The 12,973-nt window shown below is 72.5% G+C and carries 12 protein-coding genes; 8 read left to right on the top strand and 4 right to left on the bottom strand.

The window, feature by feature from the left end; all coding sequences use genetic code 11:
* Nucleotides 1-16 precede the first annotated feature (16 nt).
* Nucleotides 17-454 (top strand): MarR family winged helix-turn-helix transcriptional regulator, encoded by a 438-nt coding sequence (locus tag UK12_RS10010; RefSeq protein ID WP_231591128.1) that lies wholly within the window; start codon nt 17-19, stop codon nt 452-454.
* An 85-nt stretch (nt 455-539) separates the two neighbouring features.
* Here the strand turns inward: UK12_RS10010 and UK12_RS10005 are convergent, their stop codons facing one another.
* Nucleotides 540-1,106 carry a type 1 glutamine amidotransferase domain-containing protein gene (locus UK12_RS10005; protein ID WP_045301937.1) on the bottom strand — a complete coding sequence of 189 codons (567 nt, stop codon included), beginning with the start codon at nt 1,104-1,106 and terminating at the stop codon, nt 540-542.
* A gap of 314 nt (nt 1,107-1,420) precedes the next feature.
* Here UK12_RS10005 and UK12_RS10000 point away from each other — a divergent pair, with 314 nt between their 5' ends.
* Nucleotides 1,421-2,047 (top strand): ferritin-like domain-containing protein, encoded by a 627-nt coding sequence (locus UK12_RS10000; protein ID WP_063838230.1) that lies wholly within the window; start codon nt 1,421-1,423, stop codon nt 2,045-2,047.
* Between the two features lie 121 nt (nt 2,048-2,168).
* On the opposite strand, the gene qcrB is transcribed toward UK12_RS10000, so the two are convergent.
* Entirely contained in the window at nt 2,169-3,869 is a 1,701-nt protein-coding gene (qcrB, locus tag UK12_RS09995; protein ID WP_045301934.1) for a cytochrome bc1 complex cytochrome b subunit, read from the bottom strand.
* A gap of 679 nt (nt 3,870-4,548) precedes the next feature.
* Between qcrB and UK12_RS09990 the strand changes: the two genes are divergently transcribed.
* From UK12_RS09990 to UK12_RS09970, 5 genes are all read left to right on the top strand, one after another.
* Nucleotides 4,549-5,739, top strand: coding sequence for a carboxylate-amine ligase (locus tag UK12_RS09990; RefSeq protein WP_082119474.1), 1,191 nt, complete (start codon nt 4,549-4,551; stop codon nt 5,737-5,739).
* Between the two features lie 486 nt (nt 5,740-6,225).
* Nucleotides 6,226-6,996 carry a polysaccharide deacetylase family protein gene (locus tag UK12_RS09985; protein WP_197084718.1) on the top strand — a complete coding sequence of 257 codons (771 nt, stop codon included), beginning with the start codon at nt 6,226-6,228 and terminating at the stop codon, nt 6,994-6,996.
* Nucleotides 6,997-7,527: 531 nt separating this feature from the next.
* Nucleotides 7,528-8,556, top strand: coding sequence for an AI-2E family transporter (locus tag UK12_RS09980; RefSeq protein ID WP_197084717.1), 1,029 nt, complete (start codon nt 7,528-7,530; stop codon nt 8,554-8,556).
* A 128-nt stretch (nt 8,557-8,684) separates the two neighbouring features.
* On the top strand, nt 8,685-9,200 hold the full coding sequence (locus UK12_RS09975) for a DinB family protein (RefSeq protein WP_045301930.1): 516 nt from the start codon (nt 8,685-8,687) through the stop codon (nt 9,198-9,200).
* Between the two features lie 216 nt (nt 9,201-9,416).
* Nucleotides 9,417-10,865 carry an MFS transporter gene (locus tag UK12_RS09970; RefSeq protein WP_063838229.1) on the top strand — a complete coding sequence of 483 codons (1,449 nt, stop codon included), beginning with the start codon at nt 9,417-9,419 and terminating at the stop codon, nt 10,863-10,865.
* A gap of 23 nt (nt 10,866-10,888) precedes the next feature.
* Here UK12_RS09970 and UK12_RS09965 read toward each other — a convergent pair whose 3' ends face one another.
* Both UK12_RS09965 and UK12_RS09960 read right to left on the bottom strand, forming a co-directional pair.
* Nucleotides 10,889-11,554 carry an SDR family oxidoreductase gene (locus tag UK12_RS09965; protein WP_045301928.1) on the bottom strand — a complete coding sequence of 222 codons (666 nt, stop codon included), beginning with the start codon at nt 11,552-11,554 and terminating at the stop codon, nt 10,889-10,891.
* A 97-nt stretch (nt 11,555-11,651) separates the two neighbouring features.
* Nucleotides 11,652-12,218: a DJ-1/PfpI family protein gene (locus tag UK12_RS09960; protein WP_045301926.1), complete on the bottom strand. Its 567-nt coding sequence runs from the start codon at nt 12,216-12,218 to the stop codon at nt 11,652-11,654.
* A gap of 335 nt (nt 12,219-12,553) precedes the next feature.
* On the opposite strand from UK12_RS09960, the gene UK12_RS09955 reads away from it, so the two are divergent.
* The coding region (locus tag UK12_RS09955) for a tyrosine-protein phosphatase (RefSeq protein ID WP_045301924.1) at nt 12,554-12,973 on the top strand (420 nt) is incomplete at its 3' end.

The following is a 12,973-nucleotide window of genomic DNA, read 5'->3' as shown; positions in this document are numbered from 1 at the left end:
AGCCTACAATATGTCCGTGAGCGAGAACGAGACACCGCCGAGCCTGACCGCGCTGACGACCTACCTGCTCTCCAAGGTCGGCAAGAGCGCCCGCACCCGTCTCGCCGAACGGCTGGCCGACCACGGCGTACGCCTGTGGCACATGGCGGTGCTCGCCGCCCTCGCCGACTTCGGCCCGCACGCGCAGCGCGATCTCGCCGCCCGGCTGGGCATCGACCCGAGCGACGTGGTCAAGGTCATCGACGAGCTGGCCCGCGCCGGACAGGTCGAGCGGAACCGCGACACCGCCGACCGCCGCCGCGTCTCGGTGACGCTCACCCCTGCCGGGCGCGCCGCACTGACCGCCCTCACCGCCGAGGCCACGGCCGTTCAGGACGCCGTCCTGGCACCGCTCACCGAGCAGGAGCGCGTACAGCTGCACACTCTGCTGACCCGCATCCACCGGGGCGGCTGAGCAGGGCAGGTAAACGGAGCAGGTGAACAGAGCAGCAGCTGAGCGGGGCGGCTGAGCGACACCCGACCGCTTCCGGACACACACCTCAGCCGGATCGGCGGCCCTTCGCGAACTCGGTCACCAGGGCGTCCTCGAACAACGGCAGGTCGGCCGGTTTCCGGCTGGTGATCAGGGTGTTCGGCCCCTCGGCACAGCTCCGGAGTTCCTCGTCCACCCAGTTGGCCCCGGCGTTGACCAGGTCGGTCCGCAGGCTGGGCCAGGAGGTGAGCGTACGGCCCCGCACCACGTCCGCCTCCACCAGCAGCCACGGAGCGTGGCAGATCGCCGCGATCGGCTTGCCCCGGTCGACGAACTCCCGCACCAGGTCGACGGCGGCACGGTCCAGACGGAGGAAGTCCGGGTTGGCGACGCCGCCGGGCAGCACCAGTCCGGCATAGCGCTCGACATCGGCCTCGCCGACGGTCTCGTCCACCGCGAAGGTGTCGGCCCGGTCCAGGTGCCTGAAGGCCTGGATCCGTCCCGGCCCGGTCGAGATCAGCCGTGGCGTACCGCCCGCCTCCCGGACGGCCTGCCAGGGGCCGGTCAGCTCGACCTGCTCCACCCCCTGCCGGGCGGCCAGGAAGGCGACGGTGAGTCCTTGCAGCGTGACCATGGCGACCCAGTCCTTTCCGTACCCCTGCTCCGTCGCAAGGGGTGCCTGTACCAAGAGTGCGTACGCACCCCCGCGCCGACGGCGGCCCCGCCGACGGGCCCACCCATCCGGCGTCGTCCGGTTTCGGCGGCGAACGCCCGGACATACCTTCTGCCATGACCAGGACGGCCGACGGCCCGACACGGCCTCGCGACACCCGCCCCGAACAGGCACGCCCTGACCACGCGCCCCCCGAACACGAACACGCACCTCCCGAACACGCAGGCCCTGAGCACGCACGCCCCGAGCACGCATCCCCCGAAGGAAGGACGCCCATGACCGGCAGCCTGGCCCTGGACGTGGACCGGATCCGCCGAGAAGCCCAGCGGACCATCGACGCCGGACCGGTGCGGAGCGCATACGGGCCGGACATCGAACGGGTGATCAGCGTCCTCAACAACGTGGTGGCCGCCGAGGTGGTCGGCTGGCTCCGCTGCACCCGGCAGGCGATCCTGGCGCACGGCGCCGCCCCGACCCCCACGAGCGAGCTGTTCCAGGCGCAGGCCGACCGGAAGATGCGGCACGCCGTGGCGGTGGCCGATCGCATCGTCCAGCTCGGCGGACAGCCGAACTTCGACCCGGCGACCCTCGCCCAGCGCGCCCGTACCGACTACTCCACCGCCGACGACGCCGCGCTGCGGGCGATGCTGGAACAGAACCTGCTGGCCACTCGCATCGTCGTCCCCACCTACCAGCAGATCGCCCGCTGGCTCGGCGACCGCGACCCGGCCAGCCGGCACCTGATCGAGTCCGTCCTCGCCGACGAGAAGCAGAACGCCCACGACCTGACGGCCCTGCTCAACACCTCAGCGGACGCACCCGCCCTACCGACCCCACCCACCCCACCGCACTCGACTCCTGCGGCCGGGCGTCTCCTGCACCAGGGAACGCCCAGCCGCTGACCGTCACGCAACCACCCCGCCCTCCCGCACCGACACGCGTAACACGCACCGGCACACACCAGCACGCAGCAACACGAGGGCCCGCCGCGAACGGCGGGCCCTCGATCGTGCTTGCTGACCGTCAGTGGTGTCCGTGGCCGCTGGTGACCTCTTCGTGCTCCTCGGTGGTCGGCTTGGGGATCTGGCTGTACCGACCGAAGTAGAACTCCGAGAGCTTGGCCCGCAGCCGGTTCGTCCGGCTCAGCTTGCGGGCGACACCGTTCTCGTCCACCTCGGGGGGCAGCTCGACCGGTTCGTACTGCTCGTGCGCGGTGTACGTGTACAACTGAGCGGGCGTCAGCGGCTCGTGCACCTCGATGAACTCGCCGTGCGGCTTCCGCCTGATGATGCCGCTCTCGCGGCCGTGCAGGACCTTGTCCCGGTCCCGGCGCTGCAGGCCCAGGCACCAGCGCTTGGTGATGAAGAAGGCCACGACCGGGACCACGAAGAAGCCGACCCGGCAGAACCAGGTGATCGCGTTGAGCGACCAGTGGAAGTGCGTGGCGATCAGGTCGTTGCCGCCGCCGGCCAGCAGCACCAGGTACAGCCCGATCCAGGCGGCGCCGAACGCGGTCCGGACCGGGGCGTTGCGCGGCTTGTCCAGGATGTGGTGCTCGCGCTTGTCACCGGTCACCCAGTTCTCGACGAACGGGTACAGCCAGATGGCCAGCAGAACGAGCGGGAAGACCACCAGCGGGACGAACACCCCGAGGTTCAGCGTGTGTCCCCAGAGCCGGATCTCCGAGCCCGGCATGATCCGGACCAGGCCCTCGGAGTACCCCATGTACCAGTCCGGCTGGGCATCTGTGGACACCTGGTCGGGGCGGTACGGGCCGTACGCCCAGATGGGGTTGACCGTGGCGATCGCCGCCATGGCCGAGACCACGCCGAAGACCAGGAAGAAGAAACCGCCGGCCTTGGCCATGTAGACCGGCATCAGCGGCATGCCGACCACGTTCTTCTCGGTCCGTCCGGGCCCGGCCCACTGGGTGTGCTTGTGGTAGAAGACCAGGATCAGATGGGCCACCAGCAGGCCCAGCATGATGCCCGGGATCAGCAGGATGTGGACGGTGAACAGCCGGGGGATGATCGCGAACCCCGGGAACTGCCCGCCGAACATGAAGAACATCAGGTACGTACCCACGATCGGCACGGACAGGATCGCACCCTCCATGAACCGGATACCGGTGCCGGAGAGCAGGTCGTCGGGCAGCGAGTAGCCCATGAAGCCGTCGAACATCCCGAGGATCAGCAGCCCGGCGCCGAACAGCCAGTTGAGCTCGCGCGGCTTGCGGAACGCCCCGGTGAAGAAGACCCGCATCATGTGGACGAACATCGACGCGACGAAGACGATCGCCGCCCAGTGGTGGATCTGACGGATCAGCAGGCCGCCCCGGATGTCGAAGCTGATGTCCAGCGTCGAGGAGTACGCCTCCGACATCCGGATGCCGTTCAGCGGCGCGAACCTCCCGTGGTAGACGACCTCGGTCATGCTCGGGACGAAGAAGAGCGTCAGCCATACGCCCGTGATGATGATGATGACGAAGGTGTAGAGCGCGATCTCGCCGAGCATGAAGGACCAGTGGTCCGGAAAGATCTTGCGCAGATTGGCCTTACCGAGTGAGTAGATGCCGACCCGGCCGTCGGCCCAGTCGGCGAGCGTCTCCGCCTTGTTGGCGGGTCTGGCCCTCGAACTGCTCGGCGCGTCCGCACTCGTACTCGCACGCGGACCCGCGCCGGCCGTCGTGCGCGCGCTCGGCGAGGAGCTGGTGTCGGCGCTCATACCCTGCACCCCCGGACGGCTGCGGCCGGGATTCGGGGGACGAGGCGGAGGACTGGCACAGGGATCATCGGGGCTCTCCCGGTATTGGGCGGTCAGGTGCGCAAGGGCCGGCGAGAGTGAACCGACTGGCTCGGCGGCCGGGTCGTGGTGGAAGGCGGCCTTCGACCGCCGGACGGGGCGGGTGCGGGGTCGCGGTGGTGCCCTCGATCCCGAATTCTCGATGCGGACCGCGCTGCCCGCCCTTCCACCGAGACGAGCCTCCACCGAGACGGACCTCCGCAGAGACGGACCTCCGCAGGGACGGGCTTTACGGAGACGGACCTCCCGGACCGGCTTCGGGCACGGCGCTGCTGGACCATGCTGCCGGGCGGTCAGCCGCCATGCACGTCCATCCGGCCTGCGAGGACGTGTCGTTAGGCCGATGGAGGCACCCCGCCGCCACCGGGCGGACCGGACGGCCACCCGGGCAGCGGCACCCCGGCCGCAGGACGCGGGTGCCGTGGGCCGCAGCCACAGCTGCCGTCGGCCAGGAGTGCGGGCGCCGCCGACTGCCGGGGCACCTGCCCTGGGCCAGCGGGTGCGGATGCCGTGGGACCTGCCTAGCTTGGTCCCGTGACTGAGCAGCCAGCCGAAACCAACCAGGCGCCGGTTCGACTCCCCACCCGGTCGGGGTGCGGCGATGAGTGACAGCTTCGAGCAGGCCCGAGGCCCCGCCGGACCCTCGGTCGGCGAGGTCCCGCCGGTCGGCAGGACGCCCGCGCCCGGCAGCGTCCCGTCGGTCGGTGTCGAGGAGGAGTACCTGCTCGTCGACCCCGGCAGCCGTGAGGTCCGTCCGTGCGCGGCCGCCGTGGTCAAGCGCGCGGCCGTGGAACTCGGGGACCAGGTGTCGCCGGAGCTCGCCCAGTTCCAGGTCGAGGCGAAGACCCTGCCGTGCGTCGGTCTCGACGACCTCCACCGCCAGTTGCGGAGGATGCGGGAGGTCGTCACGGCCGCCGCCGAGGCGGAGGGCGTCCGGGCGATCGCCACCGGCTCGGCCGTCCTGGGCGACGCCGTCCCGATGCAGGTCTCGGAGCAGCCCCGCTACCAGGCCCAGCTGGATACCTACCGGGGGCTGGTCAGCGAGCACGCGATCTGTGCCTGCCAGGTGCACGTCTGCGTGCCCGACCGCGAGCAGGCGCTACTGACGGGAAACCATCTCCGGCCCTGGATGTCGGTCCTGGTCGCGCTCATGGCGAACTCCCCGTTCTGGGCGGGGCACGACACGGGCTACGCGAGCTGGCGGCGGCTGATGTGGGATCGCTGGCCCGTCGCCGGACCGCCGCCGTACTTCTCCGACCTCGCCGACCACGACCGCTGTCTCGAGTCTGTGGGAGCCACCGGTGCGCTGCTCGACCAGCGGGCCGTCTACTGGGACATCCGGCTCTCCACGCGCTATCCGACGCTGGAGATCCGGGTGGCCGACATGCCGGTGACCGCAGAGGAGAGCGCTCTGCTCGCCGGGCTCGTCCGGGCCCTGGTGGTGACGGCGCTGACGGCGGTGGAGCGCGGCGATCCGGGGCCGCCGGTCTCGACGGACCGACTGCGGGCAGCCTGCTGGCGGGCGGCCCGTGACGGGCTGTCGGGCTCCGGCATCGATCCCCGCTCGGGGCGCCTGGTCCCGGCCGAGCAGACCCTCGACTCGCTCCTGGACCACATCCGGCCGGCCCTGGAGGAACTGGGCGATCTCCCGGCGGTGACCGAGGGGCTGCGACGGCTCGTTGCCGCCGGCACGGGCGCCGAGCGGCAGCGCGCCGTCCACGCCCGCAGGGAGAGCCTGACCGATGTGGTGGACTTCCTGGCCGCGCAGACCCCGACCGGGACCCTCGACTGAGACCCGGCAGATCCCGGGCCGACCAACGTCCGCCCCGCCGTCCGCTCCGCCATCCACCCCGGCGGCGGCGCTGTGCCCCGGCCACCACCACCGGGCCGACCGGCGAGGCCCTCGGGTACGCCGCGCCCGGAGTTCCCGGACCGTTCTCGGCAGGCCCCGCCGTGGCTCCGTCACAGCTTCGGAGTGGGCCCGGCCGGATGAAGCGGGGCGGGCGGATGGGTGTGGCCGGGCGAATCGCGGATGGCGATGGTCTCATCGGACTCGTGGCGACGTGTCAGGGGCCTGCCCCTGCGTCGGCCACGTCCCGTTCGGGGCTCGTTCGGAGGCTGGGAGGACCGGATGCCGATGGCTCGCCGACGGCTGCTGGCCGCCGTGACAGGCGGTGTGCTGGCAGGCTGCGCCGCCCCGCCACGGACGACCGGCGCACCGGGCGGACCGGGCGGACCAGGTACGCCAGGAGCATCTGGGCCGTCCGGAGCGGGCGCCGTGCCGTCGGCCGCCGACCACGGCCGGGCCGGGGTGAGCGCACAGGCGTCCCGGCCGCCCGCGACGGCGACCCGCGCGGAGGTGGTCGCCCGGTACGGCACGGCCACCCCGACCAGTTGGGGGTTCGAGGCCCCCGGTGTGGTCAGTCGGCTGCCTTCCACCGATCGAGTCGTCGCGCTGACCTTCGACGCCTGCGGCGGACCGGGCGGCAGTGGCTACGATCAGGCGCTGATCGGGTTCCTCCGGGAGCGTTCGGTGCCCGCGACACTGTTCCTGAACTCGCGCTGGATCGACGCCAACCTCGCAACCTTCCACCAACTGGCCGCCGATCCGCTGTTCGAGATCGCCAACCACGGGACCCGGCACCTGCCGCTGTCCGTGTCCGGGCGCTCCGCCTACGGCATCCCCGGCACCCGGGACGCGGGAGAGGTCTTCGACGAGATCGCGGGCAACCGGGACAAACTCACCGCGCTGCTCGGCCGTCCGCCGCGCTTCTTCCGGCCCGGCACCGCCTACTGCGACGACGTCGCCGCCCGGATCGTGGCCGACCTCGGCGAACGCATCGCTGGATTCACCGTCAACGGCGACGCGGGGGCGACCTTCACGGCAGCCCAGGTCCGGCAGGAGGTCTCCGCTGTCCAGCCGGGATCGATCATCATCTGCCACATGAACCGGCCCACCGGCGGGACGGCAGCCGGAATCGCCGCCGCCGTGCCGCAACTGCTCGACGCGGGCCACCGCTTCGTCCGTCTCTCCGACCTCGTGGGGTGAGTGTCCGATGACCGTCCGGGCAGCAGAGCCGACAGACCCCGGTACGAACCCGGCCCGGTACCGGCGCACCGTTCCCTCGCAGGTGTCCCGGAACCGGTACCTCCGGAAGCTGCCCGGCCCTCGCCGCCCTCCCCTGGCGGCCGGTCGTCCTCCGCACCACATCCAGGCGCGACGGCCCACCTGTCGGCAGCCGGAACCTCGCCGGGCGGTGGGCACGGTGCCCGGGCCCGGAGTGACGGAGCCGCAGATCGGACCGAGCGCTGCCCCGGGGAGCGACCGTCCCCAGCACGGCGCGACACGGTGAGCACGGACCACGGCCCCCCAGCCGAACCACCGCCGGACCACCACCGAGCCACCGAGGCAGGGGCCACCGAAGCAGGCGCCGCCGGGACGAGGGACGCCAGCGCGAGGGCCTCCGGAACACGGCCTGCCCGGCCGCGCCGTCGTACACCGCCCGTCAGCCGGGGACGGCAGGCCGCGACCGGGCGGATCCGCCGGGCCGCGCCGGGCCCGTACATCCGAGGCGAAGGGGTGGTCTCCCCCGGGCTGCGCCGGGCCTCCGGATACGCGTGGCGGCTGCTGGTGCTCGGAGTGGCCGGGTACGCCGCGTTCACCGTGCTGGAACGGTTGCAGCTTCCGGCCGTCGCGATCTTCCTGGCCCTGGTGGTGACCTCGGTCCTGCGGCCGGTGGCCGACCTGCTGGACCGGGTGATGCCTCGGCCGCTGGCGGTCCTGATCACCCTGCTGAGTGCCGTCCTGCTGCTGGCCGGTCTGTTCACGCTGGTCGGTGAGGTGGTGGCGAGCGGGTCGGCGCAGCTCGGCATGGAGTTCCACGGCGGCCTCGGGCGGATCGAGAAGTGGCTGGAGGGTCCGCCGTTCCATGTCCCTCCCGATACCGTCGCCGGTCTGCAGGGGAAGATCGCCAGTTTTCTCGCCAGCCACCGGTCCATGCTGATCAGTACTGCGGTGACCGGCGCGAGCCGCGTGGTGGAGGCGGCCACGGTGGCCGCGCTGGCGCTGTTCCTGTCGGTCTTCTTCATCCACTCCGGGGACCGGATGTGGCACTGGGGCCTGCACCAGCTGCCCACCGGCAGCCGCTCGACCTGTGACCGGGCCGGCCGGGTGGCCTGGCGGACCTTCGCCGGCTACATCCGGGGGATCGTCATCGTGGCCGCCAGCAACGCGGTCCTGGTCGGGCTGGCGCTGTGGCTGCTCCAGGTGCCGCTGGCGCTGCCGCTGACGCTGCTGGAGTTCTTCGCCACCCTGATCCCGCTGGTCGGGTCGCCGATCGCGATGGCGATCGCCTCGGTGGTGGCGCTGGCGACCCGGGGGCCGGTCACGGCGCTGATCGTCCTGGGACTGATCGTGGTGATCGGCCAGATCGAGGGGCACCTGCTGCATCCGCTGGTGATGAGCTGGGCGGTGCGGATCCACCCGGTCGCCGTGGCCCTCTCGGTGACCGCCGGCGCGGTCCTGGCGGGCGTGATCGGCGCGGTCGTGGCGGTCCCCCTGATCTCGGTGGCCTGGGCGGTGATCAGCGCACTCCGCAACCGCGACTGACCGGGGCGCCCGGCCCGCCGCACCGGTGCAGGGCTTCTCGCGTGCGTACCCCGGCAGGGCAGCTCCTCGGCCTGCGGCGGGCCGGAAACGGGTCGCGCGGTGGGCCCGGGGAGCGGGATGATCGGCGGATGACCTGGACCGCTCCCGAAGTTGCCCGCACCGGAGGCTCGCTCGTCGCTGGTGAGCGCGAGATGCTCGAAGGCTTCCTCGCCTGGCAGCGCAGCACCCTGCTGCACAAGTGCGCCGGACTGACGGGCGAACAGCTCGCCGAACGCACCGTACCGCCGTCGGGCCTCTCCCTCCTGGGGCTGCTGCGGCACCTGGCCAAGGTCGAACGGATCTGGTTCCGCGAGCGGTTCGCCGGTGAGCAGGTGGAGCGGCTGCACGACACCGCGGACTCGAAGGCCGCCGACTTCGCCGAGCTCGATCCGGCCCGCGCCGCCGAGGACTACGCCCTCCTGGTCGAGGAGTGCCGCCTCTCCGATGCCGCCGTCGCGAACGCAGCGCTGGACGACACCTTCAGCCACGACGGCGAGGTCCACTCGCTCCGCCTGGTCTACTTCCACATGATCACCGAGTACGCCCGCCACCTCGGGCACGCCGATCTGCTGCGCGAGCAGGTCGACGGCGTCACCGGCGGCTGACCCCGCCCGGGCCGTCCTGACCGGATCTCGAGCAGCTCAAGGACCGCCACCGCGCTGTCCCGGGGCCGCCTCACCGATCGGGGATACCCTCTCGGACATGAGAGTTCCCGCGAGAGTCGACGCCCCGCCGACGGGCCGGCCCGCCGAGTCGGGCACCGAGCCGGTGCGGTACGCGATAGCGGCGGTGCTGCCGTGAACACCGCCCGCAGGAGGGTGTTGGCGGTCTGTCTGGCCGGTGGGCTCACCACCATGCTCGACAACTCGGTGCTCAACATCGCGGTACCGGCCCTGCGGAGCTCTCTGCACGCCGGTGCGACCCAGGTGCAGTGGCTGGTCGCGGGCTACTCTCTGGCCTTCGGACTGGCCCTGATACCCGGCGGCCGGCTCGGCGACGAGCGCGGCCGCAAGCCCTTCTTCGTCGCCGGTATCGCGGTGTTCTTCGCGGCGGGCCTGCTGGCGAGCACCGTACGGATAGCCGAACTGCTGGTTCTGCTGAGGCTGTTGCAGGGTGCCGGGGCGGGACTGGTCAACTCGCAGATGATCGGGACCATCCAGGACGTCTTCACCGGCCCGGAACGCACCCGGGCACTCGGCCTGTACCAGGTGACCTGCGCGGTGGGGATCGCCCTCGGGCCACCGATCGGCGGTGCCCTGATCGCGGCCGCCGGGCCCGACTGGGGCTGGCGGCTGGCGTTCCTGGTGAGCGCGCCCTCGGGCCTGGTCACGCTGGTCCTGGCGGTGCGCCACCTGCCACCGCCCAGGCGCTCGGCGGGCCGGGCCGACCTCGACCCGGTCGGCCTGCTGCTGGTGGGCGCGATGACACTGGCGGTGATGCTCCCGTTCATCCAACCGTCCAGTGGCACCGGCAAGTTGCTGTGGGCCCTGGCGGCCTGCGCGCTCGCCGGACTGTTCCTGCTCTGGCAGCGCCGGTACGCGGCCACGGGCCACCGGCCGCTGCTGCACCCCGCGTTGGCCCGCTCGGCGCCGTACACACTGGGCACGGTGGTGGCAATGGGCCAGTTCGGTGCCTCGCTCGCCTCCGGGCTGGTACTGGTGATGTTCCTGCAGGACGGGCTCGGGCTGTCACCGCTCGCCGCGGCGGCCGTCACGCTGCCCTCGGCCCTGGCGATGGCCGGGGTCTCGGCGGTGGCCTGGCGGGTGGTGCAGCGGATCGGACGGCACGTGGTGGCGCTCGGCCTGGCACTCGCCGTCCTCGCGCTGCTGCTGAGCGGACTGGCCGGGCGGTACGCCCCGGTCGGCTGGCTGCCGCTGGTGCTGGCGGCGGGGCAGCTCTGCTCGGGTGCGGCCTCCGGGCTGTCCGTCTCACCGAACCAGGCGGCGGTGCTGCGGCACGCACCCGCGGAGGCGGCCGGCGTCGCGGGCGGGATCCTGCAGATGTCGCAGCGGATAGCGGGTGCGGTGGCGGTCTCCGCCGTCTCCGGCATCTACCTGCACGGCGCAGCCGGGCCGGGGGCCGACCCCCGGAGCGCGTACTGGCACGCCGTACTCGCCTGCACGGCCCTGGTCACCCTCTCCCTCACGCTCGCCGTCCTCACCGGTCGCCGCACGCAACCGCCGGCCGGATCGCACCTCCCGTCCGCACGGACCAGCCCGCGTACCGCCCCGGGTGCCGCCCGCGCCGCCTCGGAAGGGGCCGAGGTCTGAGCGGGCCCCCGGGGCCGGAGCACTCAGGGTGCGGACAGTACGGCCCGGAGCGCGTCGGCCACCGACTCGCCACCCGAGGTGAGTTCGAGCGTGCGCCCGGTGGCGGCCGGGGTGTCGAGGAGGGCGAGCAGGACCTGGGCGACGTCGTCGCGCGGTACGGAGCCCATGGGCAGCGATGGTGCGCCCAGCCTGATCAGTCCACTGCCCTGGTCGTCCGTCAGGCGGCCGGGGCGCAGGATCGTCCAGGCCAGGTCGCGGTGGCGCAGCTCGTCCTCGGCGACGGCCTTGGCCCGGAGGTAGGCGGCGAACTCCGGGTCCATACCGGGGTCGTCCGCGCGGTCCAGGCCCATGGTGCTGATCATCAGATAGCGGCCGACCCCGGCCAGCCCGGCGGCGTCGGCCAGCAGGACGGCGGCGGCCCGGTCGACGCTCTCCTTGCGCGCGCTGCCGCTGGCGGGGCCCGCGCCTGCGGCGAAGACCACCGCGTCGGCGCCGCGCAGGTGCTCGGCGAGTTCGGCCGCCGGGGTCCATTCCAGGTCGCAGACGACCGCCCGGGCGCCGCGCGATTCCAGGTCGTGGGCCTGTTCGGGTCTGCGGATCAGCCCGGTGGCGGTGTCCCCGCGCTCGGCGAGCAGCCGTTCCAGGCGAAGGGCGATCTGACCGTGTCCACCGGCGATGACGACATGCATAGCGGCGACGGTACCGCCGCGCGCGGGGTGCTCCGCTGACCGACACCGCCCGGATCGACCACCCGGGGCGGCACCCCGAGCAGCCGGCCACGACTGGTCAGTCGACCGGCGCCTTGTCGCGCAGGACCTCGACGAAGGAGCGCATCCAGCCCGGGTGGTCCGGCCAGGCGCGGGCGGAGACCACGACACCGTCCACGACCGCGTCACCGTCCTGGTAGTCGGCCCCGCCCGCCGTCACGTCCGGCTCCAGCGCGGGGTAGGCGGCGCTGCGACGGCCCGTCAGCGAACCGGTGGCCAGGCTGATCAGCGGTCCGTGGCAGATCTGCGCGACCGGCTTGTCGGCGTCGAAGAAGTGGCCGACGATCCGCTTGACCTCGGCGTCGTTGCGCAGGTACTCGGGCGCCCGGCCGCCGGGCAGCACCAGGGCGACGTACTCCGCCGGGTCGACGTCCGCGAAGGCGAGGTCGGCCGGCCAGGTGTAGCCGGGCTTCTCGGTGTAGGTGTCGAAGCCGTCGACGAAGTCGTGCACCACGAACTGCAGCTTCTTGCGCGTCGGCGCGGCCACGTGGACCTCGTAGCCCTCCTCCAGCAGCCGCTGATAGGGGTAGAAGACCTCCAGCGACTCCGCCGCGTCGCCGGTGACGATCAGGATCTTGGGTGCCATAACGGGTTGCTTCCCCTCCGTCCGCCCACCTGCTGTGGGGCCATGCACACCCTGCCGCCTGACAGGTTGTCCGGGCAATCCACCACCGCACTCGCGCCGGTTGTGCGCCCCCACCGTGCCACTGTGCGCCGGTGTGCTCCCCCACCCGTCCGCCGGGGTACCCGGATCAGGCCGACCGGGCGAACTCCGCGAGCGTCCGCGCCACGGTCGGCCTACGGTGCTGAAGAGGCTCATCGCCGCCGCGCCGGGCACCACCCCGGACCGGCGCCACCCCCTCACCGATCAGTTGCCCCACCTATCGTGCGCATCGAAACCATCGCGCACAGGAGGTTGTCATGCCGAACTCCCAGGTCGTCGAGTCCGCCACCGTCGCCAGCCTTCGGGACCTCGGCGGTATATCCCTGCCCGACGGCGCCCGGGTGCGCCCCGGCACCGCTTTCCGCTCCGGTCAGCTGGACCGGCTCGACCTGCGGAGCGACCCGGCGGTCGCGGCCCTCGGCATCCGCACCGTGGTGGACCTCCGCACCGCCTTCGAACGCACCTCCCGGCCCGACCGCGTCCCCGGCGGCGCCACCCTGCTGGTCGCGGACGTGATGGCCGACACCTCCTGCGCGGGAGCCGCCAACCGGCTCGGCGCCGCCATGGCCGACCCCGCCAAGGCCAACCGGACCCTCGGCGGCGGCCGGGCCCGGCAGGCGCTGGAGAAGGACTACCGCGCCTTCGTCACCTCCGCCTCCGCCCGCGCCGCCTACAAG

Origin of the sequence: Saccharothrix sp. ST-888 (assembly GCF_000955975.1) — a bacterium.
Classification (GTDB): domain Bacteria; phylum Actinomycetota; class Actinomycetes; order Streptomycetales; family Streptomycetaceae; genus Kitasatospora.
This window is presented reverse-complemented; position numbering and strand designations above follow the sequence as displayed.